The sequence below is a fragment of the Streptomyces sp. PsTaAH-137 genome, assembly GCF_003259365.1.
In the GTDB taxonomy this organism is placed as follows: Bacteria; Actinomycetota; Actinomycetes; order Streptomycetales; family Streptomycetaceae; genus Streptomyces.
Genome location: NZ_QLLY01000004.1, coordinates 239,835 through 266,609, shown reverse-complemented (window position 1 = coordinate 266,609; position 26,775 = coordinate 239,835). Strand labels below are relative to the sequence as shown.

Annotated in this window: 23 protein-coding genes and 1 tRNA gene; 16 read left to right on the top strand and 8 right to left on the bottom strand. The window is 69.8% G+C overall.

The genetic code is table 11. The features are described from left to right. Positions 1 to 918 precede the first annotated feature (918 nt). Together K377_RS10265 and K377_RS41330 are read left to right on the top strand one after the other, a co-directional pair. A complete protein-coding gene (locus K377_RS10265; RefSeq protein WP_111662912.1) occupies positions 919 to 1,473 on the top strand; it encodes a helix-turn-helix domain-containing protein in 555 nt (184 codons plus the stop codon). Continuing rightward, positions 1,473 to 1,937, top strand: coding sequence for a hypothetical protein (locus tag K377_RS41330; RefSeq protein ID WP_146614712.1), 465 nt, complete (start codon positions 1,473 to 1,475; stop codon positions 1,935 to 1,937). The genes K377_RS10265 and K377_RS41330 overlap by 1 nt, the downstream gene beginning before the upstream one ends. A 537-nt stretch (positions 1,938 to 2,474) precedes the next feature. Here the strand turns inward: K377_RS41330 and K377_RS10260 are convergent. Beyond that, a complete protein-coding gene (locus K377_RS10260) occupies positions 2,475 to 3,572 on the bottom strand; it encodes a DUF1152 domain-containing protein (RefSeq protein WP_258395008.1) in 1,098 nt (365 codons plus the stop codon). Between the two features lie 80 nt (positions 3,573 to 3,652). On the opposite strand from K377_RS10260, the gene K377_RS10255 reads away from it, so the two are divergent. Both K377_RS10255 and K377_RS10250 read left to right on the top strand, forming a co-directional pair. Then, the gene (locus K377_RS10255; RefSeq protein WP_111662911.1) at positions 3,653 to 4,393 is read left to right on the top strand and encodes a GntR family transcriptional regulator; all 741 of its coding nucleotides are present in this window, start codon (positions 3,653 to 3,655) and stop codon (positions 4,391 to 4,393) included. A 340-nt stretch (positions 4,394 to 4,733) separates the two neighbouring features. Continuing rightward, complete coding sequence (locus K377_RS10250; RefSeq protein ID WP_237551464.1) at positions 4,734 to 5,117, top strand: ATP-binding protein; 384 nt, start codon at positions 4,734 to 4,736, stop codon at positions 5,115 to 5,117. Positions 5,118 to 5,255: 138 nt separating this feature from the next. On the opposite strand, the gene K377_RS10245 is transcribed toward K377_RS10250, so the two are convergent. Continuing rightward, positions 5,256 to 5,329 (bottom strand) — tRNA-Gly (locus K377_RS10245). A 546-nt stretch (positions 5,330 to 5,875) separates the two neighbouring features. Between K377_RS10245 and dcd the strand changes: the two genes are divergently transcribed. After that, positions 5,876 to 6,451: a dCTP deaminase gene (dcd, locus tag K377_RS10235; protein WP_111662908.1), complete on the top strand. Its 576-nt coding sequence runs from the start codon at positions 5,876 to 5,878 to the stop codon at positions 6,449 to 6,451. Positions 6,452 to 6,462: 11 nt separating this feature from the next. Next, positions 6,463 to 6,978 carry a phosphoribosyltransferase gene (locus tag K377_RS10230; protein WP_111663209.1) on the top strand — a complete coding sequence of 172 codons (516 nt, stop codon included), beginning with the start codon at positions 6,463 to 6,465 and terminating at the stop codon, positions 6,976 to 6,978. Positions 6,979 to 7,054: 76 nt separating this feature from the next. On the opposite strand, the gene K377_RS10225 is transcribed toward K377_RS10230, so the two are convergent. From K377_RS10225 to K377_RS10205, 5 genes are all read right to left on the bottom strand, one after another. Continuing rightward, entirely contained in the window at positions 7,055 to 7,987 is a 933-nt protein-coding gene (locus K377_RS10225) for a Yip1 family protein (protein WP_111662907.1), read from the bottom strand. 28 nt (positions 7,988 to 8,015) lie between these two features. Then, the gene (locus K377_RS10220; RefSeq protein WP_111662906.1) at positions 8,016 to 9,425 is read right to left on the bottom strand and encodes an FG-GAP and VCBS repeat-containing protein; all 1,410 of its coding nucleotides are present in this window, start codon (positions 9,423 to 9,425) and stop codon (positions 8,016 to 8,018) included. Between the two features lie 82 nt (positions 9,426 to 9,507). Beyond that, on the bottom strand, positions 9,508 to 11,022 hold the full coding sequence (locus tag K377_RS10215; RefSeq protein ID WP_111662905.1) for a VCBS repeat-containing protein: 1,515 nt from the start codon (positions 11,020 to 11,022) through the stop codon (positions 9,508 to 9,510). 194 nt (positions 11,023 to 11,216) lie between these two features. Beyond that, positions 11,217 to 12,488 carry a VCBS repeat-containing protein gene (locus K377_RS10210; protein WP_111662904.1) on the bottom strand — a complete coding sequence of 424 codons (1,272 nt, stop codon included), beginning with the start codon at positions 12,486 to 12,488 and terminating at the stop codon, positions 11,217 to 11,219. 587 nt (positions 12,489 to 13,075) lie between these two features. Then, positions 13,076 to 15,358, bottom strand: coding sequence for a (Fe-S)-binding protein (locus K377_RS10205; protein WP_111662903.1), 2,283 nt, complete (start codon positions 15,356 to 15,358; stop codon positions 13,076 to 13,078). Between the two features lie 313 nt (positions 15,359 to 15,671). Between K377_RS10205 and K377_RS10200 the strand changes: the two genes are divergently transcribed. From K377_RS10200 to K377_RS10155, 10 genes are all read left to right on the top strand, one after another. Then, the gene (locus K377_RS10200; RefSeq protein ID WP_202454897.1) at positions 15,672 to 16,709 is read left to right on the top strand and encodes an NAD-dependent epimerase/dehydratase family protein; all 1,038 of its coding nucleotides are present in this window, start codon (positions 15,672 to 15,674) and stop codon (positions 16,707 to 16,709) included. Position 16,710: 1 nt separating this feature from the next. Continuing rightward, positions 16,711 to 17,751, top strand: a complete 1,041-nt coding sequence (locus tag K377_RS10195) for an MraY family glycosyltransferase (protein ID WP_111662902.1) — start codon at positions 16,711 to 16,713, stop codon at positions 17,749 to 17,751. Further along, complete coding sequence (locus tag K377_RS10190) at positions 17,745 to 18,218, top strand: hypothetical protein (protein WP_111662901.1); 474 nt, start codon at positions 17,745 to 17,747, stop codon at positions 18,216 to 18,218. Before K377_RS10195 ends, K377_RS10190 begins: the two co-directional genes overlap by 7 nt. Beyond that, a complete protein-coding gene (locus K377_RS10185) occupies positions 18,215 to 19,153 on the top strand; it encodes a glycosyltransferase (RefSeq protein WP_111662900.1) in 939 nt (312 codons plus the stop codon). The genes K377_RS10190 and K377_RS10185 overlap by 4 nt, the downstream gene beginning before the upstream one ends. Then, entirely contained in the window at positions 19,150 to 19,770 is a 621-nt protein-coding gene (locus K377_RS41610) for a glycosyltransferase (protein WP_161195025.1), read from the top strand. Before K377_RS10185 ends, K377_RS41610 begins: the two co-directional genes overlap by 4 nt. Continuing rightward, positions 19,757 to 20,782 (top strand): LCP family protein, encoded by a 1,026-nt coding sequence (locus tag K377_RS10175; protein WP_111662899.1) that lies wholly within the window; start codon positions 19,757 to 19,759, stop codon positions 20,780 to 20,782. Before K377_RS41610 ends, K377_RS10175 begins: the two co-directional genes overlap by 14 nt. Before the next feature lie 160 nt (positions 20,783 to 20,942). Continuing rightward, on the top strand, positions 20,943 to 22,793 hold the full coding sequence (gene dnaK, locus K377_RS10170) for a molecular chaperone DnaK (protein WP_111662898.1): 1,851 nt from the start codon (positions 20,943 to 20,945) through the stop codon (positions 22,791 to 22,793). Continuing rightward, positions 22,790 to 23,479, top strand: a complete 690-nt coding sequence (grpE, locus tag K377_RS10165; protein WP_111662897.1) for a nucleotide exchange factor GrpE — start codon at positions 22,790 to 22,792, stop codon at positions 23,477 to 23,479. Before dnaK ends, grpE begins: the two co-directional genes overlap by 4 nt. A gap of 57 nt (positions 23,480 to 23,536) precedes the next feature. Continuing rightward, positions 23,537 to 24,730: a molecular chaperone DnaJ gene (gene dnaJ / locus K377_RS10160; RefSeq protein WP_111662896.1), complete on the top strand. Its 1,194-nt coding sequence runs from the start codon at positions 23,537 to 23,539 to the stop codon at positions 24,728 to 24,730. A gap of 5 nt (positions 24,731 to 24,735) precedes the next feature. Continuing rightward, positions 24,736 to 25,194, top strand: a complete 459-nt coding sequence (locus K377_RS10155; protein WP_111662895.1) for a heat shock protein transcriptional repressor HspR — start codon at positions 24,736 to 24,738, stop codon at positions 25,192 to 25,194. Between the two features lie 70 nt (positions 25,195 to 25,264). Here K377_RS10155 and K377_RS10150 read toward each other — a convergent pair whose 3' ends face one another. After that, entirely contained in the window at positions 25,265 to 26,686 is a 1,422-nt protein-coding gene (locus K377_RS10150; RefSeq protein WP_111662894.1) for a hypothetical protein, read from the bottom strand. Positions 26,687 to 26,775 lie beyond the last annotated feature (89 nt).

Genomic DNA, 26,775 nt, shown 5'->3' with positions numbered 1-26,775 from the left:
ACTTGGTCGCTGACCTGTGGACGAGGCGCTCTGGTGGACGCGGGGGTGCACGCCGCCCTGCCCGCGCCCGTCGTTCCCCGTGGCTCCTCTTTCGTGCTGGCGCGGTTGTGGCACGGGGGAGTGCTTGCCAAGTTGGCGATCTCACTTCGACGCAGTGGCCTGGCTACTCAGACGCGCCGCTAATCCATGATCTCGTAACGCCCCAAGCCGTGTCGTGCGGCCAGGGCAGCGACGGTGATCCCTTTATCGGTGAGAGCTTCGTCGCTGTCGGGGTACAGCTGCTGCGGCTTTAGGGGCGGTGCCCTCGTTCAGGTGAATCTGCGTTGAGGCTTTTACGGCCTTGTAGTCGTAAGGCAGGCCTTGGCTCTACAGTCGTGCCAGCCGCCACTGGGCTGGGGGGTGAGGCGGGGCGCGTGTGGCGTGTGGCGCAGACGAGTGATCAAAGCGGACATTTGATCATGAACTATGTCTTTATGTTGAGGCTCTGGGGGGTACAGTCTTGACTGAACCGTCTTTGCAGCGCTGTCCTGACTGTAGCCGGATCGTGTATGAGCGGGGAGCCTGTCACATGATCGAGGCTGCCCGGTCTGATGACGGACGCAGTCACCTGGACGAGTACTTGAACGCTTTGTTGTCTTCGAAAAAGGAGTCCGATCAAGAGCGGTTGGCTAATATCCTCATGCGATTCGAGGCATACGCGAGGCGGGGAACTCTTGAGGTGCCTCGAGAGCTCAATGAGTTGCGAGCTAACACGCTGTGGGAGTTCAAGGCGGGACGGGATCGCGTCCCGTTCTTCAGGCTTGAGGGGAGTCCATCGGCCGCCTTGAGAGTGACTCATGGATTCCTGAAGCGGCAACTGAGGACGCCGCTGAAAGAAATCAACTGGGCATTACGGATCCGAAGGGAAGATTTGGCATCATGACGCTATATGAGCGAATGGCCAAGTCGGATCGTGGCGCTCGACACTTGGCGTCGGCGCGCCTCCGGTTCGAAATCCTGCGCAAGCTGAACTTGGCTCTGGAAGCGTCCGGCTTGACGCAGAGCGCGCTTGCCGCGGCTCTAAAGGTTCGCAAGTCTGCCGTGAATCAAACTCTGCGTGGCGATGGCAATCTGCGCATCAAGACCCTGTCTGACTATCTTCACGCTTTGGGGTACGAGCTGGAGGTGCGCTTGGTCGAGGCGGGGGAGCCTCGGCGTGCCGCGCTGGAAGACCGCGATGTTCGTCCGGCGCCCATGGAGCTCTCAGGTGCGAAGCAGGCCGGCGAGGCTGTGAGCAGGGCTGATTCGAGACAGGTCGAGTCGATTCATGTCCTCCGCGGGAATGATTCCGGCCAAGACTTGCTTGTCGAAATGGCTATTCAGCCGGTTGGATCTAGGCGTCCGGAGTACACCTTCGAGGGGCGAATTCATGTAGTGGACAAAGAGCCGCTGCCGGATGGATTTCGACCTCTTGAGCGGCCGGAGGTCGTCTAGTGTCCGCAGAAGAGAGTGTGCAGAGGCGTGACCTTCTCGATTTGATCGAAAGGTGCGATCTGGTGCAGGTGAATACTCAAGAGTGCCACGCGGTTCGGCATTCGAGTTCGAATCCGGTGATTGTCAATGTCTCCCTCGGCTCGGAGATGTCACCTGGTGATGATCGAGTCGACTATCGGTTCACTATGACTAGTGAGATGGTGACCGGCGAGCAAGAGACCGTCGCTGAATTGAAGGTCGTAATGGTGGCTCGGTTTTCAATTTCTGAGGGTGCCGCAGCTGGAGAGGCTGTTCTCAGCGCCTTCGGGAATGAGGTTGCGACGATGGTCGTTTATCCGTACGTTCGGCAACAGACGCAAGATCTTGCAGGTCGCATTGGACTGCCGAACCTCACGCTGGGGCTGATGAAGCGAGATGACGGCAAACAGGTGGCTGCGTCGCTAGATCTCCTTCTGGGCACTTAGTAGGAAGCCCGTTCTCCAAGTGCGTGCGCGATAGCTCCCTCTGGCTCAGTGGAGCGGGTCGGGTGCGTGCTGCTGGTCGGCAATCCGCCCGGATACACATCTCAACCTCTGCTCCCATCCCGTCCGCCGTCGACCCACACACTGTGGAGCGGGCGTGGTTCATGGCGTCCAGGTAGAGCGCGCCACTGTACGAACGACCTGGACGCCATGGGCTGCGTCTGCTCGGCTCTGCCTGGGTCGACGGTGGACGGGATGGGAGCCCCCCCCCACGCTCACCACGATGTGCCCGCGGCCGGGAACGGCGCCCCCTCCCCCCGGTGCCGGCCGATCCCCCGCCGGAGGCATCGTCTGTGACCGCGGGCCGCGAACGTGCCGGGCTCGACTTATGCTCTCCGGGCCTATCCACTGTGGGCGGGCGTCGGCGCAGCCGGGGCAGCGCGGGCCGAAGGCATGAGCGCAGCCCCGAGCGGAGCCGGGAAGCCCGCCCGGCGGAGCGGAGCGCAGCCGGGTGCTTGAACCAGTAGAGAAAGTTGTTACTCAGGCGTCCGCAGGGATGTGCCAGAGCGGTGCTTGGTACTGCTTCGGGCGGCTGCTGAGCAGTAGGGCTCTCAGGCGCTGGCGTTGGGCCCCGTGGAGGCCGAGGGCTTCGGTGATCCTGCGGAATGTTGTGTGGGTGATGCCGCGGCCGCGGGCATCCGCTTCGAACTGGTCGAGTTGGCGGAGTGTGTCTGCAGGGTCGAGCTTCTGTTCCGGCTGGGTGGTGAGCCAGCTGGCCTTGTTGCGCTCGTAGTCGATCTCCGAGTAACCGCAGATTTCCCGGCTGTGCTGCTCCGCCTCGTCCAGACTCCTTGTGTCCAGGATGGCGCGGGCGAGTTCGTTGCGCTGCAACGTGTCGTCCAGGTCCGCTTCGTGGACGACGGGGCTCTCCTCAGTGAGCGGGACCGGTAGGCCGGCGTCCCTGACTTCGCAGAGGCCGCGGATGCCTCGGGCTGTGGCGGCCAGCATCGCCGTTGCCTCGGAGGGGTGCCATTCCAGTACGGAGCCGATCGGCTCGACGTGCTTAGTCGTGAGCTTCAGAGCTGCCGGGCCCACGCGGTCGTGCAGAGCCTCGGCAGGGATCTCCCCGTCCAGCCCCGGTCCGGCGACCAAGAGTCTTACCGATGCTTCGACTTGGCAGCACGCGGCCAGCGTCAAGGCGTCGGCGAGCGGGCTGCGGAGTGTGGGTTCGTCGCCCTTGGCGAGGATGTCGCCACCGACGTCCAGGAGGTCGATGGACTCCGGCTTCAGGTGGGTAAGCAGCTCTTCGAGCTGATGCGTGATGCCCTCGACGCCGTGGCGAGGATCGATCAGCGCAAGGGTGTTGGGGAGTTCAGCCGCCAGTCGGGGGAGTGTCGACCCTGAGGGTGCCACTGGCTTTGCGTCGCCCGGCACTGACGACACGCTTCGGGTCAGAGGGCGGAGGCCGGTGAAGTCGGCCGGTCCTCGCGGGCCCGGCACCGGATCGATCAGCAGGCGATCCCACGCATACGTGAGGATCGTCGCCGGACCTCCGGAGCCTCCGTAGAGGGCCCGGTCGAGCATTGCGGCGGCGACGGCGTCGCCCCCTCCTCCTGCTGCCACGATCAAGCGCGTCACCCGGGCAGCGTACGGGTTTGGGTGCTAGCCACTCACCCTATAGTGGCTACTGGTCATAGCCACTTAGGGAAGGGGATCTGATGCCGCAGATCGAAGAGACCCAGCCCAAGTACCTCCAGATCGCGCACCACATCCGCGATCAGATCTTGCGGGGCGACTTGAGGCCTGGCGACGAGGTTCCGTCGGAGCGCCAACTGGCCGCCGACTGGAAGGTCTCACGGCCAACTGCCGCGCGGTCGCTGGAAGCGCTGAGTCATCAGGGGCTGGTGGAGAAGAGGCAGGGGTCAGGCACCTACGTCCGTAGCCTCGCCGTGAATCGGCGTGCTCGGGAGCTCTACGGGCGCGCGAAGCAGACCGGCAAGATCTACACGCCCGGTGAGTACGCGGTCATCACCTCGGCCGGCTGGTTGGAGGCGCCTGCACATGTGGCGGAGGCGCTGAGCCTGGCGCCTGGAGCCCGCGCTGTGCACCGTCGCCGAGTGACGAAGAACGACACCGGGCCCATCACGATCTCGACGTCATGGTTCGGTGCCGACATCGGCGAGCGCGCGCCCAAGCTCCGTGATCCTGACCGGATTCAGGAGGGCACGCTCATGTACGTCGAGAACATGACTGGTCGCCAGGGCAGCTATGCCGAGGATCGGATGTGCGCCCGGTTGGCTACGGAGGACGAGGCGTCGGACCTGGAACTTGCCGCTGGTGCGGCAGTCTTGATCGTTCATCACGTGGTCTATGACCTGCAAGACCGTCCCATCGAGTTCGCTGAGGCCACGTACCCGCCCGGGCGTTGGGCGTTCGAGCAGGGTTACCCGATCGCCTAGAAAGTCGAGCTTCTCTCGGTGAACCGCTTGTGGCTCTGAGTGGCTAATGCCACTATCCAGTAAGTGGCTAAGGCCACTTAGTCGGAAGGGGCATGGCGTGAGCTGGGAGCATGGGGAGTTACGGCGGTCATCGCACGACGTGGTGTGCCGTGGATGCCGGGGTCGCGGGTGGAAGCGTGTTGGCTCCCGCTCGGGCCTGGCGGCCTCCGTCGCCGATGCTCGCGCCCACTCCACATCCAAGCGGCGCTGTCTCGACTGTGACGGCACCGGTAAGGAGTAGGCGTTCATGGCGGATGCTCATGATGGGCCTGGTGCGGCGATGCTGCCTCCGATGGGAGGCATGACCCTCTATCCGGTGCCCGAGTCCGTGTCCCGGGCTCGGCGGTGGTTTCGGAAGTTCACTGACACCTACGACCTGGTGTGCTCGGTCGACGACTGCGTACTGATGCTCTCCGAGCTGGTGACCAACGCCATCCTCTACGGGGAAGCTGAGGAGTCGTGGCGCGTGAGGGTCGAGTGGCGGCGAATGGGTGAGGCCCTGCACGTCGAGGTGCACAACCCCGGACTTCCTGCCGATGTGCACCTGTGCGATCCCGATGCCACTGACGCGCACGGACGGGGTCTGCGCTTGGTCGACGAACTGTCGGACTCATGGAGCGCGGGTCCTAGCCGCTTCGGCGGCACGGTTGTGTCCTTCCAGGTGGATAACGCCTGGAAGCCTTGAGGGCCCGGTCCTTTCCGTGTAGGGCGTGCATGGCCTCGTGCATTCACAGCCCCTCAACTGGCACGCGACGAGTAGCCGAGAGTGGACAGCAAAAAGGCCCCGGTCGATGACCTGGGCCCTGGATGCTGCTCTGAACCATGGAGCGGGTGACGAGAATCGAACTCGCGCTCTAAGCTTGGGAAGCTTATGTTCTACCATTAAACTACACCCGCGTAGTACCGCCGTTGAAGCGGCTTGTACCGCTGGACACTGTACCCCATGCCGGGCCCCGGGCGCTGAAGCCGTCGGGGCCCGGCTGCGTTGTGCGGCGTGGATGTGACTGCGGGTGAAGGGAGTTGAGGCGTACGGTGGGCGGACCGCGCGAGGGTTTCTCAGGGGTGTCCCGAGGTCGGAGTGCCGCCTGGATCCGCGTCCCTTTCATCCCGTAATGTGACCCCGTCGTCGGTCAGGAAACTGGCCCAATGGCTCGTGGGGAAGGGACTCCGGGACTTGATGGACTCGTTGGAACGCACCGTCGTCCGATGTGCCGAAGGGCACGTGTTCAGCACCGCTTCGTTCCCGATGCAGCAGGCCGACCGTCTCGGTCCGGGCCGGCTCATCCGGTGTCCGAAGTGTGCTCGGTTGCGGCACGCCGTTCCTGTGGGACCGCAGCAGCGGTAATCGCGGCACGGGTAGTCGCAGGTAGTCGTACGGACCAGGTCAAAGCGCGCGGGCCCGCCGATTGTGGCGGGCCCGCGCGCTCTGCGTATCCTCGGTGCGTGCTGCTCTCAGACAAGGACATCCGGGCCGAGATCGACTCCGGACGGGTACGGATCGATCCCTACGACGAATCGATGGTTCAGCCGTCGAGCATCGATGTGCGGCTCGACCGCTACTTCCGGGTGTTCGAGAACCACAAGTACCCGCACATCGACCCGAGCGTCGAGCAGGCCGACCTGACCCGGCTGGTGGAGCCGGAGGGCGACGAGCCGTTCATCCTGCACCCGGGTGAGTTCGTGCTGGCGTCCACGTACGAGGTCATCTCGCTGCCCGAGGACATCGCCTCGCGCCTCGAGGGCAAGAGCTCGCTCGGCCGCCTCGGGCTGGTCACGCACTCCACCGCCGGTTTCATCGACCCGGGCTTCAGCGGTCACGTCACGCTGGAGCTGTCGAACCTCGCCACGCTGCCGATCAAGCTGTGGCCGGGGATGAAGATCGGGCAGCTGTGCCTGTTCCGCCTGTCGTCACCCGCCGAGTTCCCGTACGGGAGCGAGCGCTACGGTTCGCGTTACCAGGGACAGCGCGGGCCGACCGCCTCGCGTTCCTTCCTCAATTTCCATCGGACCCAGGTGTGAGCGGCAGCGACATGAGTGACAGCAGCGGTACGGCCCCCGTGCGCGAGAACCTTACGTACGAGAAGTTCGGGGTCGCGATCCGCGAGCTCGCGCAGACCATCGCCGACGACGGGTACGAGCCCGACATCATCCTGAGCATCGCGCGCGGCGGCGTCTTCGTCGCCGGTGGCCTCGGGTACGCGCTGGACGTCAAGAACCTGAACCTCGTCAACGTCGAGTTCTACACCGGCGTGGGCGAGACGCTGGAGATGCCGGTCATGCTGGCTCCGGTGCCGAACGCCATCGACTTCTCCAACAAGAAGGTCCTGATCACCGACGACGTCGCCGACACCGGCAAGACGCTCAAGCTGGTGTACGACTTCTGCCTGGACACCGTGGCCGAGGTGCGGTCCGCCGTCGTCTATGAGAAGTCGCACTCGCTCGTGAAGTGCGAGTACGTGTGGAAGCGGACCGATGACTGGATCAACTTCCCGTGGAGTGTTGAACCCCCCGTCGTGAAGCGTGCCGGGCAGGTGCTCGACGCCTGAGGCCGTCTCCCGTGTACGTGAAAGGGGCCCGGCACCGTTCGACGGTGCCGGGCCCCTTCACCTGCGTACGGCGTGGCTAGAACGTGCCCAGCTTGATGATCGAGAGCAGGGCCACCAGCTGGATCGCCGAGGCCGCGAGGGCCTTGGGCCAGGGGAGGTCGTGGGACTTGGAGACCATCGTGGTGAGCAGGGCGCCCGCCGCGATCCAGGTCGCCCAGCCGAGGAGCTGGACGAACATCTCGTCGCCGCCGAGGAACATGCCGACCAGCAGGCGCGGGGTGTCCGTGAGGCAGGCGATCAGCATGGACAGGCCGACCGTGGGCTGCCAGGCGCCGTCGCCGCCGAGCTGGCGGGCCAGGGTGTGGGTGACCACGCCGAGGACGAAGAAGGAGATCGTGACCGCGACGCCCGTGGTGAGGACGTAGGGGATCGCCGACGAGAGCGTGGCGTTGATCACGTCCTCGCGGGCGCCGTCGAAGCCGAAGATGGCGATCAGGCCGTAGAGGAACGTGACGATGAGCGCCGGGGCCCACATCGCGTAGTCGCGCATCTGGAGGTAGGTCGGCGCGGGGCGGAAGACGACTCCGGTGAGGAGGTCCTTCCAGTGCAGGCGGGGGCCGATGGGGCCGGCCGGGGCCGCGCCCGCCTGGTAGGTGGAGCCCTGGCCGTACGGGTCCTCGTCCGGGTTCACCGAGAACGCCTGGGTGTGGCCCGGGTTGTTGGCCGCGTACGGGTCGTAGCCGCCGCCCTGCTGCGGGCGGGGCGCCTGCCGCGGGTCGCCGAAGTACTCCGGCTCGCCGTGTCCGCCCCCGCCGCCGTTGTTGCCCTGGGGCCACTGCTGCTGACCACCGCCGCCGCCGTAGTACTGCGGGGGGCCTTGGGGCGCTTCGCGGTTGTCCCGGCCGCGTCCGTTCCTGAATCCAGCCACGTAGTCGAACGTACCTGGTTTCGCCGGGGTCGATGCCGGGCCCGGGGGATCGGGCCCGGCATTGCGGCTGAGCTGTGACATCCCCTACGGGGTGCCCGCCGACGGGCCCTTAAGGGGCCAGCACCGTGCCGACCCCGGTGTAGCCGCCGGTGAGACCGAGCGCGGGGGCGCAGATGTAGAAGGAGCCGGTGACGGAGGTGCCGTGGGCGTTCCAGGTGCAGCCCGAGGAGTTCTCCGACGGGATGCCGACCGTGAGGTCCGCCTTGCCGTCGCCGTTGTTGTCGCTCAGGCTCACCGCGGAGCCGAACGCGTCGCCGTCCTCGGCCGCTCCGGAGATGCCGTCGGTGTCCTCGTTCAGGGCGCGGGCGCCGGTGCCGGTCGGTCCGTGGGCGGAACCGAGCAGCACCGTGACGGCGCCGGCGTTGCCTTCGCTGCCGATGGCTTCGCCGGGGGTGCCGACGGCGATGTCGCCGTAGCCGTCCTTGTTGGTGTCGCCGACGGCCAGGGAGTAGCCGAACTGGTCTCCCTTCTCGCCGGATCCGGGTACGCCCGCGGTGTCCTGGTCGATCAGCACGGGCGTCTGGGCCGGGTCGATGCCGGTGGGCCCGCCGAACCAGACGGAGATCTGGCCGCCGCGGTGCCCGCCGGGCTTGTCGCTGCTCGGATCGTCGTAGTCGCCGAGCACCAGGTCGCCGTAGCCGTCGCCGTTGGTGTCCGTGATGGCGCCGGTGGTGCCGTCGGCGCCGGTCAGCTCGGTGCGGCTGAACCTGCCGCCGTTCCAGTTGTCGAGGTAGACGCGGCCGCCGGGATCGTTGCTGTAGCGGCCGGGCAGCATGACGCGTTCGGCGGCGGCGTCGCCGTCCACGTTGCCGACGACGGCGGTGTGCGTGGTGCCCAGCAGATGGTCGTGGTCCGTGGCGGCCGGAGTACCGGTGCGGGTGAAGGGACCGGAGAAGTACTGGGCGGAGCAGCGGGAGCCGACGACGACATCGGGGTTGCCGTCTCCGTCGGTGTCGCCGGCCGCGAGACCCTCGCCGAAGGTGCAGCCGTCGTCGGGCAGGTAGGCGGGCTGGACGGTGGCTCCGGAGCCCAGGCCCGAGGCGCCGCCCCAGACCACGGTGAGGCTGCCGCGGTGGATGTCGGTGCCGACGGACTCACCCGGGTCACCGATGAGCAGGTCGGTGTATCCGTCCTGGTCCAGGTCGGCCGTGGCCAGGCTGTCGCCGAATCCGTCGCCCATCTCCGGGGAGCCCGGGATGCCGGTGGTGGCTTGTGTGATCGTCTTGCGCCGGTCGGCGCTGATGCCGGACGCGGAGCCGTAGAACACGGTCACGGCACCGGCGGTGTCCTTGCCCGACACCGTCGCCGAGGGGTCGGCCACGGCGATGTCGCGGTAGCCGTCGCCGTTGAAGTCACCGGTGAGCTTGGCCGCGGCGGCCGATGCCGGGGACGCCGGGAGGGCGAGGGCGCCGGAGGCGGTCAGGGCCGCGGCGAGGAGGAGGGTGGTGCGTCGGCGCATGGGATCTGCCTTTTGCTGGTCAAGGGGTGGCGCCGGGCCGCGGTGTGCGGCCCGGCGCCGGTGAGATCGCCCGAGAAGAGGGTCAGTTGGCCGCGTTCGCGCCGAACTCCGGGTAGCCCGAGGTGCTCACGGCGACCGAGGTGGCCGAGAGGGAGCGGGCGCCCGTGGTGGTGATCTTGGTGCCGTCGGACGGGAGGTAGGTGAGCGCGCCGTTGTAGTCGTTCTCGCCGACGGCGCCGACGACCAGGTCGGACTTGCCGTCCTTGTTGGCGTCGGTGAGCTTCACCTCGCTGCCGAAGAAGTCGTCGCGCTCGTCGCCGCCGGGCACGCCGGCCGTGGACTGGGCGAAGAACTGGGTGCCCGACGTGGTGTTCAGGCCGCTCGCGGAGCCGTACAGGACGGTGACGGAGCCGGTGTTGACGGCGGAGCCGAGGTTCTCGCCGGGGGCGCCGACGACGACGTCCGCGAAGGAGTCGCCGTTGATGTCGCCGAGGGCGAGCTCGCTGCCGAACCAGTCGCCGCGCTCCGAACTGCCGGGCACGTTGCCGGTGTTCTGCGTGATGTTGGTGACGGCGGCCGGGCCGGACGCCGAGCCGTAGGTGACGTGGACCTGGCCGCCGGTGACGGACTCGGGGACGGTGGAGGTGCTGCCGTCGGGGTTCTTGGTGTTCGGGTCCCAGTCCTGGCCGGTGACGATGTCGCCGAAGCCGTCGCCGTTGACGTCGCCGATGCCGGTGATGACACCGCGCTTGAGCTGCTTGGCGCCGCTCGTGGTCAGGCCGGACGCGGTGCCGGGCAGGTAGTAGTTGGTGTTCCAGCCGTCGGCGCTGGTGGTCTCGTAGCCGTTGGCGACGAGGTCGGTCTTGTGGTCGCCGTTCACGTCGCCCGCGAACAGGCTGAGGGGTCCTGCGCCGCTGCCGCTGATGATGTTCGGCTTGACGGTGTAGTGGCCGCCCAGGGAGGCGGACTTGGTCGTGCCGCCCTTGTAGACGTACAGGGTGGACGAGGACGAGCCGATGGCGAGGTCGTCCTTGCCGTCGCCGTTGAAGTCGCCGGCGGCCAGGGCCTGGCCCCAGCGGTCGTGCGAGGAGACGGCCGGGTCGGTGATGGTGGTGCCGCCCGTGAGGCCGCTCGGCGAGCCCCACACGATGGCGACGGTGCCGCCGTCGACGTCGTTGCCGACCTTCTCGTACGAGGCGGCGACGGCGAGGTCGTCGTAGCCGTCGTGGTTGAAGTCGCCGTAGGCGCTGCTCCACCCGAAGTGGTCGTACGCCTCGGCGGTGCCGGGGACGCCCGTCGTGTTCTGGCTGATCGTGGAGCGCTTGGCGGAGGTGATGCCGCTCGCCGACCCGTACAGGGCCACGATCTGGCCGGCTTCCTTGTGCCCGGACACCGTGGCGTCGCCCGCGGAGACCGCCAGGTCGCCGTAGCCGTCACCGTTGAAGTCCGCCTGCGGGTGGTGGACGGAGTCGGCCGCGCCCGCCGAGCCCGCGGAGGCGGCGAGCAGCCCGCCGGTCAGCGTGGCCGCGACCGCCGTCGCCGTCGCGAGGCGGATGCGGGCGGGGGAGGTGGCGGGGGTACGTCTGTGCTTGGCCATGCGGTGGGCTCCTGCGCAGGAAAGGGGATGTCTGGCGGACATCCGCGTCGATGAGGTGCCGTTCGGCTGTCGTTTGCCGGGAGTTGTCCCGTGCATGACCTTCCGGTCGGCGAACAGGAGACTCGTTGGGGGGTGCAAGGGTTGTACGGGAGCTGTGAGGAATTTGGGAGAACGGGAACCGGAAGGGCCCGATATCAGTCAGAGGGCAGACCGGCGGTGAACTCGGACGTCGAGAAGGTGACCTGGGGCTTCGCCGCGACGAGTGATGCCGTGCGCTCGCCCGTCAGGACCAGCACGGAGTCCTTGGCCGGGTCCGCGTCCGAGGTGCGCTGGACGACCAGGTCGTCCCGGCCGTCGCCGTCGTAGTCGGCGACGGCGATCACCCGGCCCCCGCCCGGGGAGCCCTTCACCACGCGCGTGCCGCCCGCCACCAGGCGGATCTTGCCGTCGCCGGACGCGATCAGGTCCGTACGGCCGTCGCCGTCGAGGTCGCCGGTGTCGAGGGCGGTGCCGGTGACGGGGAGCGTGCGGCCGGTCTTGAGGACGATGCCGTCGGCGGTCAGGACGGCCGAGCCGAAGCGGCCGAACGCCACGTCCGTGCCCGCCGGGTACGCGGCACCGGCCGTCGCGGGGCCGTTCGGGCCGCCCAGGGCGACGGCCGAGCGGGCGGCGCCGCCGTGGGAACGGACCAGGACGTCGTCGGTGCCGTCGCCGTTCACATCGGCGGCGGGCCCGGCAGGAACGTTTCCGGAGGACGGTACGAGACGGGCCGTGCCGCGCGGGGCGCCGGAACGGGTGAAGGGGCCCGGGAGGAAGGAGAGGCCGCCGTTGCTGGCGTGCACCACGAGGTCGGCCTTGCCGTCGCCGTCGAAGTCGCCGCACACGGGCTGGTCGGGCCAGTCGTTGCCGAGCCGCGCCTTCGCCGGGATCGCGACCTTCACGCCCTTGCCCGCGATCCCGCCGGGCGAGCCGAAGAGGATCTGGAGCGGCACGGGCGGCCGGCCCTGGCCGTCGTAGGGCGGGTCGGTCGAGACGACGAGATCGGTGAAGCCGTCCGCGTTCAGATCGCAGCTCGCCTCGGACGCGAACGCCGCCGGGATCTGGCCCTTCGTCGGCGCCGCGTACTTCGCCGGGGACAGCAACTGCCGTACGCCCGGGGTCAGTCCGTGCTTCTTCTTCCCGTACACGATGCCGATGCCCGCGTCGTCGCCGAGGCCGTCGTGCGCGAGATCGTCCAGTACGAGGTCGGGGGCGCCGTCCCCGTTGAAATCGGAGGCGGTCCGCGATCCGGTGCCGCGCGGGACCGGCAGTTCGGCCGTACGGGCGCTCTTGCCGGTCAGGGTGGTGGGGCGGTGGCTTGTCGAGGCGGCGGCGGTGTCGTCGCCGCTGCAGCCGGTCAGGGCGGCGAGGAGGAGGACGGTGCTCGTGGTGGCGACCGTGATGGTGGTGCGCCTTGTGCCTGTCATCGCAACGTCCCCGCTCACCTCATGAGTTCACAACCTCCACATGATGGCTGCCGTCGGGGGCGGGGTTAAGGGGTGCGGGGTGCCACGTTCGTCACGTTCCCCGCGCCCCTGGGTCGTTCTTCGGGTGCGGCCCGGTGGCCGCTTCTCGCGCAGTTCCCCGCGCCCCCAAAAACCTGCGTCTCGTCGTCGACCGCGGCCCGGTGGGGGCTGGTCGCGCAGTTCCCCGCGCCCCTGAGATGCGCACTTCGTGCGCCATCTCATCAACGGAGGCGCGCCACCGCCGCCCCACCAGGAGAGGCGCGCGGAGCGCAGCCTCAAGGGGAGGCGGCGCGAAGCGCCTGCCTCAGGGGCGCGGGGAACTGCGCGAGAAGCCCCACCGACCGGTGGGCGAAGTGCGACCTAGGGGCGCGGGGAACTGCGCGGGAAGCGGCCACCGGGTCGCACCCGAAAAACGACCCAGGGGCGCGGGCCCGGTCGCGGTGGTGGGTTCGGCACGGGGTCAGCCGCGAGGGTTGTACGGGACGGGACAGACGAAAGGGCACCCCGTCGGAACGGGGTGCCCTCAAGTGGCGTACGGCCAGGAGAAGTTACTTCACCGGCTCGGGCTCCGGCGCGTCCTCGGCCTCCGCCTCGCCCGCCGGGTCGGCGGGCGTCTTGACCGAGTCGAGCAGCAGCTGGGCCACATCCACGACCTGGACGGACTCCTTGGCCTTGCCGTCGTTCTTCTTGCCGTTGACCGAGTCGGTCAGCATGACGAGGCAGAACGGGCAGGCGGTGGAGACGATGTCCGGGTTCAGGGACAGGGCTTCGTCGACGCGCTCGTTGTTGATGCGCTTGCCGATCCGCTCCTCCATCCACATCCGCGCGCCACCGGCGCCACAGCAGAAGCCGCGCTCCTTGTGGCGGTGCATCTCCTCGTTGCGGAGACCCGGGACGTTGGCGATGATCTCGCGCGGCGGCGTGTAGATCTTGTTGTGGCGGCCCAGGTAGCACGGGTCGTGGTACGTGATGATGCCCTCGACCGGGGTCACCGGGACGAGCTTGCCCTCGTCCACCAGGTGCTGGAGCAGCTGGGTGTGGTGGATGACCTCGTAGTCGCCGCCGATCTGCGGGTACTCGTTGCCGATCGTGTTGAGGCAGTGCGGGCAGGTCGCGACGATCTTCTTGGCCGTCTTCGGCTTCTTGGACTCGTCGGTGACCTTGCCGTCGTCGTCGTACTCCTCGCCGAAGGCCATGTTCAGCGACATGACGTTCTCCTGGCCGAGCTGCTGGAACAGCGGCTCGTTGCCGAGGCGGCGGGCGGAGTCGCCGGTGCACTTCTCGTCGCCGCCCATGATCGCGAACTTGACGCCCGCGATGTTGAGGAGTTCCGCGAAGGCCTTCGTGGTCTTCTTGGCGCGGTCCTCCAGGGCGCCGGCGCAGCCGACCCAGTAGAGGTACTCGACCTCGGTGAGGTCCTCGATGTCCTTGCCGACGACCGGCACCTCGAAGTCGAGCTCCTTGAGCCACTCCAGGCGCTGCTTCTTCGCCAGGCCCCAGGGGTTGCCCTTCTTCTCCAGGTTCTTGAGCATCGTGCCCGCCTCGGACGGGAACGCGCTCTCGATCATCACCTGGTAGCGGCGCATGTCGACGATGTGGTCGATGTGCTCGATGTCGACCGGGCACTGCTCGACGCAGGCGCCGCAGGTGGTGCAGGACCACAGGACGTCCGGGTCGATGACGCCGTTCTCCTCGACCGTGCCGATCAGCGGGCGCTCGGCCTCGGCCAGCGCCTCGGCGGGCACGTCCTTGAGCTGCTCCTCGGTCGCCTTCTCGTTGCCCTCCATGTCCTTGCCGCCACCCGCGAGCAGGTAGGGGGCCTTGGCGTGCGCGTGGTCGCGCAGCGACATGATGAGGAGCTTCGGGGAGAGCGGCTTGCCGGTGTTCCAGGCGGGGCACTGCGACTGGCAGCGGCCGCACTCGGTGCAGGTGGAGAAGTCGAGCAGGCCCTTCCAGGAGAACTGCTCGACCTGGGAGACGCCGAACGTGTCGTCCTCGCCCGGGTCCTCGAAGTCGATCTCCTTGCCGCCCGAGGTCATCGGCAGCAGCGCGCCCAGGGACACGTCACCATCGGCGTTGCGCTTGAACCAGATGTTCGGGAAGGCGAGGAAGCGGTGCCAGGCGACGCCCATGTCGGTCTTCAGGGCGACCGTGATCATCCAGATGAAGGAGGTCGCGATCTTCAGGCCGGCGAAGAAGTACGTGAGGTTCTGGAGCGTGCCGATGCTCAGGCCCTTGAGGCCCGCGACCACCGGGTACGAGATGAAGAACGACGCCTCGTAGCTGTCGACGTGGTGCTGGGCGCCTTCGAGGGCGTGCAGCATGAAGATGCAGACGCCGACGATGAGGATGACGGCCTCGACGAAGTACGCCTGGCCGAAGTTCGACCCGGCGAAGCGGGACTTGCGGCCCGGCTTGTCGGGGCGGCTCAGCTGGCGGATCACGATGAGGACCGCGATGCCGAGGATCGTCATGGTGCCGATGAACTCGACGAACATGTTGTACGGCGCCCACTCGCCGATGATCGGCAGCAGCCAGTCGGCCTGGAACAGCTGGCCGATGGCGTTGACGATCGTCAGCAGCAGCGAGAAGAAGCCCACCGCCACGAACCAGTGCGCGACGCCGACGACGCCCCAGCGGTTCATCCGGGTGTGGCCGAGGAACTCCTTGGCCACGGTCACGGTGCGCTGGACGGGTTCGTCGGTGCGGGTGCCTGCGGGAACGTTCTGGCCGAGCCGCATGAAGCGGTAGATCTGCGCGATGGCCCGGACGAACAGGGCCACGCCGACCACGATCAGGGCCAGCGACACGATGATCGCGGCGAGTTGCATTTTGGGGGCTCCTCGGGCCTGCGAGGGGAGTCTTCTCGGGACACGTACTCGAACGGTGCTGATTACTAAGCGGTAACTTATGCAGTCCGTCTGAGACTACCCACTTACGCAATCGCAATGTAGTCGGCCCCATGGTGATCTGCGTCGCTGAGGGTCACCTCACGCGGCGCCGGCGCCGGGCGGGGCGAGACCAAAGCTGATCGTGTTATTCGCCCCATATTTGGACATAACGGAATAACTTATGTAGGGCTCCGGGTGGGCGCGACCCACCGTTGTCACCCCGATACCGCACCCGCAACTCACCGAGGGGCCCATGACGACCGCACCTCTGACACATCTGGTCACCGGCGGCGCGGGCTTCATCGGCTCGCATCTGACGGACGCGCTGCTCGCGCAGGGCCACACCGTCGTCGTCCTGGACGACCTGTCCACCGGGGACCGCGCCAACCTCGCCGTCGCCTGGCCCGACCCGCGGCTGCGCTTCGTGCGCGGCTCCGTCCTCGACGCCCGGCTCGTCGACGAACTGACCGCCCGCTGCGACCGCGTGACCCACCTCGCCGCGGCCGCCGGCGTCCTGCGCACCGCCGAGCAGCCGCTGCGGTCCTTCACCGCGACCGTGCGCGGCACCGAGAACGTCGTCGGGGCCGCCCACCGCCACCACCGCCCGCTGCTGCTCGCCTCCACCGGCGAGATCTACGGGAAGAACGGCGCGGACCCGGTCGCCGAGACCGCCAACCGGGTCCTCGGCCCGACCACCGTCGCCCGCTGGGCCCACCCCACCGCCCAGGCCGTCGACGAACTCTTCGCGCTCGGCCACCACCGCGAGTTCGGCCTGCCGGTGACCGTCGCCCGGCTCTTCACCACGGCGGGCCCGCGCCAGTCGCCCGCGTACGGGACGGTCGTGCCCCGGCTCGCCGCGCAGGCCGTCGCCGGGCAGCCGCTCACCGTGCACGGCGACGGCACCCAGCGGCGCTGCTTCGCGCACGTCGCGGACGTCGTCGACGCGCTGCTCCGGCTCCTCGACCACCCCGGCGCCGACGGCGAGGTCTTCAACGTCGGCAGCCAGGAGGAGACCACCATCGGCGACCTCGCGGGCATCGTCGTCGAACGCGCGGGCTCCCCGTCGCCGCTGCGCTTCATCCCGTACGAGGAGGTGTACGGCGGCGCCGGGAGCGGCTTCGACGAACCGGACCGGCGCATCCCCGACACCCGCAAACTGCGCGAACTCACCGGCTGGGAGCCGCGCCGCGGCCTCGTCGACATCGTGGACGCGGCGCTGCTCGACGCGGGCGGCGCCTTCCCGGGACCCGCCGCCCCGGCCCTCTTCCCGCCCGTCGCGGCACGGGCCTGACGTGCTGTACGGAGCGGCCGCCGCCGCGACCGCGCTGCTGCTCACCGCCGCCCTCGCCAGGGCCCTGCGCACCCTCGCCCTGCGCAGGGCGAGGCCCGCAAGAGCGGCCAGGACCAGGACCGCCCCGCGCGTCGGCGGGGTCGCCGTCGCCACGGTCACCGGCGCCGTCGCCGCGGTGGGCGCCGCCACCGGGCTCGCCCCGCTCGGCTCCGCCGCCGCCACGCTGCTGCTCGCCGCGGGCGCCGTCGCCGTGCTCGGTCTGCTGCACGATCTGCGGCCGATGGGGGCGCGGGCCCGCGTCATCGTGCAGGCGGGCGCGGCCACCGCCGTCGTGCACGGCACCCAGCTCGGCCTGGTCACCGGCGCCCTCGCGGTGCTCTGGATCGTCTTCGTGACCAACGCCTTCCAGCTCCTCGACCACTCCGACGGGGCCGTGGGCACGGTCGGCGTCGTCACCGCGCTGGGGCTCTGCCTGTGCGCGCCCGGGGCTCCGGTGCTCGTCCTCGCGGTGTTCGCGGCCTCGCTCACCGGGTTCCTGATGCACAACTGGCATCCCGCGCGCGTGGTGCTCGGCGACAGCGGCGCCCTGTTCACCGGGTTCCTGCTCGCGGGCGCGGCGCTCGTCGTGACCGACGGATCGGCCGCGCCCGCGGCGCCGGCCGCGCTGTTCGCCCTCACCGCGGTGGCCGCCACCGACACGGTGCTCGTCACCGTCTCCCGCCGCCGCGCCGGGCGCGGGCTGCTGCGCGGCGGCACCGACCACATCGCCCACCGGCTGCGCCGCCTGGGCCTGACCGCGCGCGGCGTCGCCGTCGTGCTCGGCGCCGCCACGGCCCTGTGCACGGCGACCGGGGTGCTGCTCCAGCGCGGCGTCGTCGGCGCGGCGGTGGCGTGGTGGCCGTTCGCCGCGGCCGCCGTGGCCGTCGTGCTGCTGCTGCGCGTGCCGGTCTACGCGGCGGTCCGGCGGGCCGCACCGGGGGTGACCTGGGAACTGGGGGGAACCGGGGGAGCCATGGGACGCAAGGGAGCAGAGAGATGCTGAACTTCGGCCGGACGCGCCGCCTGGTGCGCCAACTCGACCGCCACGAGATCGACCTGGTCCTGGAGTCGGGCCGCCCCGACGGAGCCTTCGGCCGCGCGCTGCGGCGGGCGGGCTACCGGGGCCGGATCGTGTCCTTCGAGCCGTTCGGCGGCGACCGGGCCGGGGTGCGCAGGGCCGCCGCCCGCGACACCGCCTGGCAGGTGCTGCCGTACGCGCTCGGGGACCGGGACAGCGCCTGGGTCCGGCGGCTCGACGGGATGTGGGAGGAGGTCGTCGCGCCCGGCGAGCGGGTGCTGCTGCACGTCGGCCACCGGCCCGAACTGCCCGAGGCCGTCGCGGGCGCCGGGGAGTTCGGCGACGACCTGACGCTCGTACGGTCCGAGACCGGGGACGATCTGACGCTCGCGCGGTTCGGGCTCGGCGACGGCGGCCGGACGCTCGTGCCGGCCGGGAGGGCCGGGGCATGAGGGTCGCGCTCGTCCACGGCTTCACCGGTTCGTCCGTGCCCGGCGGCGAGGACGACGCCGTCCTCGACCAGGCCGCCGCGCTGACCCGCGCCGGGCACGAGGTGCGCGTGGTCAGGGCCGGTGCCGGGCGGGACACGGCGGCGGAGCTGCGGGCGTGCGCGCCGGACGTGGTGCACGTCCACCAGCTGCTGCCCGGCGCCGACCGGGCCCGCGTCGCCGCGTGGGCCGGTCCGCTGGTGGTGACCCTGCACCGGCACCGGCCGCCGCTGCGGGACCCGCTGCTGCGCCGCGCCGACCGGGCGGTGGTGCTGTCCGAGGCGAGCCGGGACGGCTGGCTCGCGGCCGGGATGCCGCCCGAGCGGCTCGCCCTGATCCCCGACCACGTCCCGCCGGTGCCGGACCCGGATCCGCTGCGGCGGGCCGAGCGCACGGCGTGGGTGTGCGTCGGGCGGCTCGCGGTGGAGCGGGGCATTCTCGGTCTGTTGCGGCGCTGGCCCGCCGGGACCCGCCTCGACGTCGTGGGCACGGGCCCGCTGGAGCGCGAGTGCCGGGCCGCCGCGCCGCCGTCCGTCCGGTTCCTCGGGGTCGGCGAGCGGGGCGCGCTGCGCCGGTCGCTCACCGGCTACCGGGGCCTGGTCTTCCCCAGCGCCTGGCACGAGGGCGCCGTCCCGCTGGTCTATCTGGAGGCGCTGGCGGCGGGCCTGCCCGTGCTCGCCTACGAGGGCTCGGCCGTGCCTCGCGCGGTCCGCGCCGAGGGCACCGGCACCGTCACCACCCCGGACGCCCCGCTCCCCGCCGCCCTGGCCGCCGCCGACCACATCTTCCCGACCCTGCGCGAACACTGCCGCTCGGTCCACGCGAAGCGGTACGGGGAGGCGGTGTGGGTGGAGCGCACGGAGCGCCTGTACGCCGCCGTGGTCGGGGAGCGGGTGTGAGCGCCCCGGGCGCGCTGGCCGCCGCCCGCGACCGGATCACCGAGGAGCGGGTGCGCGCCACGCGGGCCCGGTACGGCCTGCGGCCCGGACTCACCGGCCTGTACGCGGGTGCGCTCGACGGCGCCGCACGGGTGCCGTTCCTGCTGGCAGCCGCCGACCGGACCGCCGCGCTGCTGCCCGGGTTCCGCCTGCTGGTCGCCGGGGACGGGGAGCGGCGCACGGCCGTCGAGGACCACGGCCCGCACGTCGTGCCCGTCCCCGGCGCCTCTGGGGACGACCACCGGGCACTGCTCGGGGCCGTGGCCGACGTGCTGCTCGCACCCGGCGCGGTGGGCCCGCTGGCCGCCGACTCGTTCGCGCTGCGCACGCCGCTGGTGATCACGGACCGGGCGGAGCGCGACCCGGGGTTCGGCTGTCTGGAGGACGGGCGGAACGCCGTCGTCGCCCCCGACGACCCGGACGCCTACGGCGCCGCCGTCGCCGAACTCCTCACCCGGCCACGCCGGTTGGCGTGCCTGCGGCGGGCCTGCCGGGCCGACGCGCAGCGGTACACGGTCGAGGGGAGGACGGCTCGGGCGGCGCACGGCGTGGAACACCTGGTGCATGGCATTCCGTGATCTCCTCCCGGCCCGGCGCTGGGTGCGCCGCACGCTGCTCGTCCTCGTCCTGCTGCTGACCACCGCGGCGGGCGCGGGCGCCTGGGCGTACGCGCGGCTCGACGGCAACATCCGCACCGACGAGGCCACCGACCAGGCCCTGGACGCGGACCACCACCGGCGGCCCGCGGCCCTGCGGTCGGGCGCCCAGAACATCCTGGTCATGGGCTCCGACATCGAGGCCACGAAGGACAGCCAGCGCTCGGACACCACGATGCTGCTGCACCTGTCGGCCGACCGGAAGCGGGCCGCGCTGGTGAGCGTCCCGCGTGACCTGATGGTCGACATCCCGGACTGCGCGCTGCCCGACGGCGAGCGCAGCGAGCCCGAGTACGCGCAGTTCAACTGGGCCTTCGAGCGGGGCGGCGCGGCCTGCGCGATCCGTACCTTCGAGGATCTGACGGGCGTCCGCGTCGACCACCACATGGTGATCGACTTCACCGGGTTCGAGAAGGTCGTGGACGCGCTCGGCGGCGTCGACGTGAAGGTGCCGCAGCGGATGCGGGTGCCCGGCGGCAAGGTCGTCCTCGACGAGGGCGAGCAGCACCTGACCGGCGAGCAGGCGCTGGTCTTCGTACGGGGCAGGACCGGGGTCGGCGACGGCAGCGACCTCCAGCGGATCGAGCGGCAGAAGGAGTTCGTGCGGCTGCTGCTCGGGCAGGTGCGCAAGGCGGGGCTGCTCGACCACAGTTCGCGGCTGTATCCGGTGCTCGACGCGGCGACGTCCTCGGTGACCGCCGACCGGGGCCTGGACTCGCTGGGCGAGCTGTACGGGCTCGCGGAGGCGGCGGGGCAGGTGCCGGCCGCGCGGACCGCGATCGTCACCGTACCGAGCGTCGAGCACCCGGACTACTGGGGCCGCTACATGCCGGTCGAGGACCAGTCCGAGGCCCTTTTCGAGGCGCTGCGGGAGGACGAGGAGCTGCCCGCGCACCTCTACAACGCCTATGACCCGGACAACGACGAACTCTGAGCCGTCAGGAAAGCAGCAGCTCAGAGGCATGATCACGCCGCATTGCGGATAAGGAGGAGATAAAAGTTGAGTGGGGTCGACTCAGGTCTGTTGACTCTGGGACGAGTGTCGTGCACTCTTGAGTCAGATCCACTCAAGTAAGCATTCTGGAGGAACTGAAATGGCACGTGCGGTCGGCATCGACCTGGGCACGACTAACTCCGTCGTCAGCGTTCTGGAAGGCGGCGAGCCCACCGTCATCACGAACGCGGAGGGCGCCAGGACCACGCCGTCCGTCGTCGCCTTCGCGAAGAACGGCGAGGTGCTGGTCGGCGAGGTCGCCAAGCGCCAGGCGGTCACGAACGTGGACCGGACCATCCGCTCCGTCAAGCGCCACATGGGCACTGACTGGAAGATCAACCTGGATGGCAAGGACTTCAACCCCCAGCAGATCAGCGCCTTCGTGCTGCAGAAGCTGAAGCGGGACGCCGAGGCGTACCTGGGCGAGAAGGTCACGGACGCGGTCATCACCGTTCCCGCGTACTTCAACGACTCCGAGCGTCAGGCGACGAAGGAGGCCGGCGAGATCGCGGGCCTGAACGTCCTGCGTATTGTCAATGAGCCGACGGCCGCCGCCCTGGCCTACGGTCTCGACAAGGACGACCAGACCATTCTCGTCTTCGACCTCGGTGGCGGCACCTTCGACGTCTCGCTCCTCGAGATCGGCGACGGCGTCGTCGAGGTGAAGGCCACGAACGGCGACAACCACCTCGGTGGTGACGACTGGGACCAGCGCGTCGTCGACTACCTGGTCAAGCAGTTCAACAACGGCCACGGCGTGGACCTCTCCAAGGACAAGATGGCGCTCCAGCGCCTGCGCGAGGCGGCCGAGAAGGCCAAGATCGAGCTGTCCTCCTCCACGGAGACCACGATCAACCTGCCCTACATCACGGCGTCCGCCGAGGGCCCGCTGCACCTGGACGAGAAGCTCACGCGCGCCCAGTTCCAGCAGCTCACGTCCGACCTGCTGGAGCGCTGCAAGACGCCGTTCCACAACGTCATCAAGGACGCGGGCATCCAGCTCTCCGAGATCGACCACGTCGTTCTCGTCGGTGGCTCGACCCGTATGCCGGCCGTCGCCGAGCTGGTCAAGGAACTGACCGCGGGCAACGAGGCCAACAAGGGCGTGAACCCGGACGAGGTCGTCGCCATCGGCGCCGCGCTCCAGGCCGGTGTCCTCAAGGGCGAGGTCAAGGACGTCCTGCTCCTCGACGTCACCCCGCTGTCGCTTGGTATCGAGACCAAGGGCGGCATCATGACGAAGCTCATCGAGCGCAACACGACCATCCCGACCAAGCGGTCGGAGATCTTCACGACGGCCGAGGACAACCAGCCGTCGGTGCAGATCCAGGTCTACCAGGGCGAGCGCGAGATCGCGGCGTACAACAAGAAGCTCGGGATGTTCGAGCTGACCGGTCTGCCGCCGGCCCCGCGCGGTGTCCCGCAGATCGAGGTCTCCTTCGACATCGACGCCAACGGCATCATGCACGTGACCGCGAAGGACCTCGGCACGGGCAAGGAGCAGAAGATGACCGTCACCGGTGGCTCCTCGCTGCCGAAGGACGAGGTCAACCGGATGCGCGAAGAGGCCGAGAAGTACGCGGAGGAGGACCACGCCCGCCGCGAGGCCGCCGAGTCGCGCAACCAGGGCGAGCAGCTCGTCTACCAGACGGAGAAGTTCCTCGCCGACAACGCCGACAAGGTCCCCGGCGATGTGAAGACCGAGGTCGAGGAAGCCGTCACCGAGCTGAAGGAGAAGCTCAAGGGCGAGGACCCGGCCGAGATCCGCACCGCCACCGAGAAGGTCGCCGCCGTCTCGCAGAAGCTGGGCCAGGCCATGTACGCCGACGCCCAGGGCGCGCAGGCCGCCGGTGGCGCCGAGGGCGCCCCGCAGGGTGACGCCAAGGCCGCCGACGACGACGTCGTGGACGCCGAGATCGTCGACGAGGACCGCAAGGACGGTGCCGCGTGACCGAGGAGACCCCGGGCTTCGACGAGAACGAGAAGCCTGACGTCCCCTCCGGCGCCACCTCCGACGACGCCGAGCCGAAGACCGCGCCCTCCGAGAAGGAGGGCGCGGCCCCGGCCGGGGACTCAGCTTCCAGCCAGCAAGCTGCCCAGGACGTCGCCCTGACGGCGCAGCTGGACCAGGTGCGCACCGCCCTCGGCGAGCGCACCACGGACCTCCAGCGCCTCCAGGCCGAGTACCAGAACTACCGTCGCCGGGTGGAGCGGGACCGCGTCACGGTCAAGGAGATCGCCGTCGCGAATCTCCTGTCCGAGCTGCTTCCCGTGCTCGACGACATCGGCCGCGCCCGTGAGCACGGCGAGCTCGTCGGCGGCTTCAAGTCCGTCGCCGAGTCGCTGGAGACGGTCGCCGCCAAGATGGGCCTTCAGCAGTTCGGCAAGGAGGGCGAGCCCTTCGACCCGACCGTGCACGAGGCCCTGATGCACAGCTACGCGCCGGACGTCACCGAGACGACCTGCGTGGCGATCCTGCAGCCGGGTTACCGGATCGGCGAGCGCACCATCCGCCCCGCGCGGGTGGCCGTCGCGGAGCCGCAGCCCGGCGCGCAGACCGTCAAGACCGAAAGCGCCGACGACGCGTCCGAGACCAAGGACGCCGAGAAGGAGACCGGTGGCCCGGAGGAGGGCTGACCACAACCCCGTGTCGACCGATGTGAGTGAGCCCGGTAAGGAGGGACGTCGAGGCCGATGAGCACGAAGGACTTCATCGAGAAGGACTACTACAAGGTCCTCGGCGTCCCCAAGGACGCCACCGACGCCGAGATCAAGAAGGCGTACCGCAAGCTCGCGCGGGAGAACCACCCCGACGCCAACAAGGGCAACCCGAAGGCGGAGGACCGCTTCAAGGAGATCTCCGAGGCGAACGACGTCCTCGGTGACCCCAAGAAGCGCAAGGAGTACGACGAGGCGCGCGCCCTGTTCGCCGGCGGCGGGTTCCGGCCCGGCGGCGCGGGCGGGGGCGGCACGTTCAACTTCGACCTCGGCGACCTCTTCGGCGGCGGGGCTCAGGGTGGTCCCGCCGGTGGCGGGGCCCAGGGCGGGTTCGGCGGAGGCATCGGCGATGTCTTCGGCGGCCTGTTCAACCGGGGCGGCGCGGGCACGGGCACCCGTACCCAGCCGCGCCGCGGCCAGGACATCGAGTCCGAGGTGACGCTCAGCTTCACCGAGGCGGTGGACGGGGCCACGGTCCCGCTGCGGATGTCCTCCCAGGCGCCCTGCAAGGCGTGTTCGGGCACCGGCGACAAGAACGGCACGCCGCGCGTGTGCCCGACCTGCGTCGGCACCGGGCAGGTCTCGCGGGGTGGCGGTGGCGGCTTCTCCCTCACCGACCCGTGCGTGGACTGCAAGGGCCGCGGCCTCATCGCCGAGACCCCCTGCGAGGTCTGCAAGGGGTCGGGCCGGGCCAAGTCCTCGCGCACGATGCAGGTCCGCATCCCCGCCGGAGTCTCCGACGGTCAGCGGATCCGCCTCCGTGGCAAGGGCGCGCCCGGCGAGCGGGGCGGTCCGGCGGGCGACCTGTACGTGGTCGTGCACGTCGACAAGCACCCGGTCTTCGACCGTAAGGGCGACAACCTCACGGTGACCGTGCCGGTCACGTTCACCGAGGCCACGCTCGGCGGCGAGGTGAAGGTGCCGACGCTCGGCGGCCCCGCCGTCACCCTGAAGCTGCCCGCGGGCACGCCGAACGGGCGGACGATGCGGGCCCGCGGCAAGGGCGCCGTACGCAAGGACGGCACCCGCGGCGACCTGCTGGTCACCGTGGAGGTCGCGGTCCCCAAGGACCTGTCCGACGACGCCCGTTCGGCCCTCGAGTCGTACCGCGAGGCGACTGAGGACACCGATGTGCGGGCAGAACTGTTCCAGGCCGCGAAGGGAGCTTGAGCCAGATGGACGGGCAGCATTCTCGACGGCGCGCGAATCCGTACGAACTGACCGACGAGACACCGGTGTACGTGATCTCGGTGGCGGCCCAACTGTCCGGCCTGCACCCTCAGACCCTGCGCCAGTACGACCGCCTCGGCCTGGTCTCCCCCGACCGCACGGCCGGGCGCGGCCGCCGCTACTCGGCCCGCGACATCGAACTGCTCCGCCAGGTGCAGGAGTTGTCGCAGACCGAGGGCATCAACCTGGCGGGCATCAAGCGCATCATCGAGCTGGAGAACCAGGTCACGGCACTCCAGTCCCGGGTGGCGGAACTCTCCGCCGCCGTGGAGGGAGCCGCCGCGGCCATGCAGCAACGTGAAGCGGCGGTGCACGCCTCGTACCGCCGCGACCTGGTCCCGTACCAGGAGGTGCAGCAGACCAGCGCGCTGGTGGTGTGGCGGCCGAAGCGGCCGCAGGACTGACCTTGTGCGTGCGAAGGGCCCCGGAGACGTGATGTCTCCGGGGCCCTTTCGCATGTCCTGCGGTACGGGGTCAGCCGCTGATCGTGAACGTCCTGCTGTTGTTCTTCAGGTTCGGGTCGAAGGCGCTGATGGTCAGCTCCGGGTCGTTGTTGCGGGTGGCCACGGTGCCGGAGGCGCCGAGGGCGTCGGCCGAGTCGATCCGCAGCTTGAAGGGGAAGACCGTACGGTCCTTCTCCCACTGGAGGATCGGCGTGCGGCACACGTAGGTCACGCCGCCCGTGTGCTCGCACATGGCGGGCTTCTTGGTGACGGTCGTCCCGGCGGGCAGGGTGACGTCCACGGTGGCGACGCTCGCGCCGGCGCCGAGGGAGGCGACCCAGGCCGGGCCCCGGTTGAGGACGCCGATCCGCGCGGTGACGGTGTCGCCGACGGCGGCTCCGGTGATGTTCGGGGCGGTGGCCCTCAGGTCCGCGGTGTTGGCGGCGGTCAGCGTCCGCGCCCGGTAGTTGTCCTCCAGGTTGAGGTCGTCAGTGTCGGCGGCCCGCAGCGACGCGGTGACCTGCTCGGGGACGAAGTCCTCCCCGCTGCCCCGGACGAACGGCCGTCCCGCGAGGGCCTGCTCGTAGGCCTCGTCGGTGTAGGTCGCCACCTGGTAGTCGAAACGCTCGTACAGCGCGGCGCCCGTGGTGCGCACGGCGGTCGCGGGCGACAGGTCGTACGTCTGGCCCGGCGCGACGGCCCGGTCCAGGACGCACACGGCGGTCGTGCCCGCCTTCTGGTCGGTGTCCGCGTACGTGCAGTTGCCGTAGCGGTGCGCCAGGTCCAGGCCGTGCGAGGCGAAGAGGGTGAGGATCGTGCGGTCGGCCGTCCGGTTCCCGGAGTTCGTCAGGCGCACCGGCTGCGCGACATCGCTGTCGATGTCGACCTTGGTGTTGAAGGGCAGCTGGTTGAGGCCCAGATCGGGGCCGTTGGCCACGGTGATGTGCGTGTCCGCCGGGTACGCCTCGAGCGTGCCGAAGCTGCTGTCGGCGCTCGCCGAGTAGTGCAGGTACGCGGACGCGTCGGCCGGGGCGTCGGCCTCGGTGCGGATGCCGAGGGTGGCGGCGGTGATCCACGGCGAGCCGTCGAGGGTGCCGAAGGAACACGTCGCCTTCAGCGAACTCCCCGCCTCCTCGGTGCAGTTGGCGGGCCAGGTCACATCCGCGATCCCGGCCAGCTCGCCCGCGTCCACGGTGAGCGTGCCGCCGGAGACGGAGTTGTTGGTGTTGTCGTGGTAGAGCTGCACGTCGACGGACTGGCTCTCGACGTTGCCGTCCTCGTCGGCCCCCGGCAGCACCAGGTCGTACGGGGCCGAGATCCACAGGGTGTCGTTCTCGGCCGGCTCGTCGGCGACGGCCGGTGCGGCCGCGGCGGCGGTGATCAGGGCGGCGGCCGCCAGGGCGGTGAACGCGGCGCGGCTGCGGCGCGGGGAGACGGCGGTGGGCTGGCGCATCGGCTCAGCGGCTCCTTGTACGGGGAACAGGGGACGGGACGTCAAGGTGACCGCCGGGACCGGGACGAGGTTGCCCTCGCCGGGCGAAC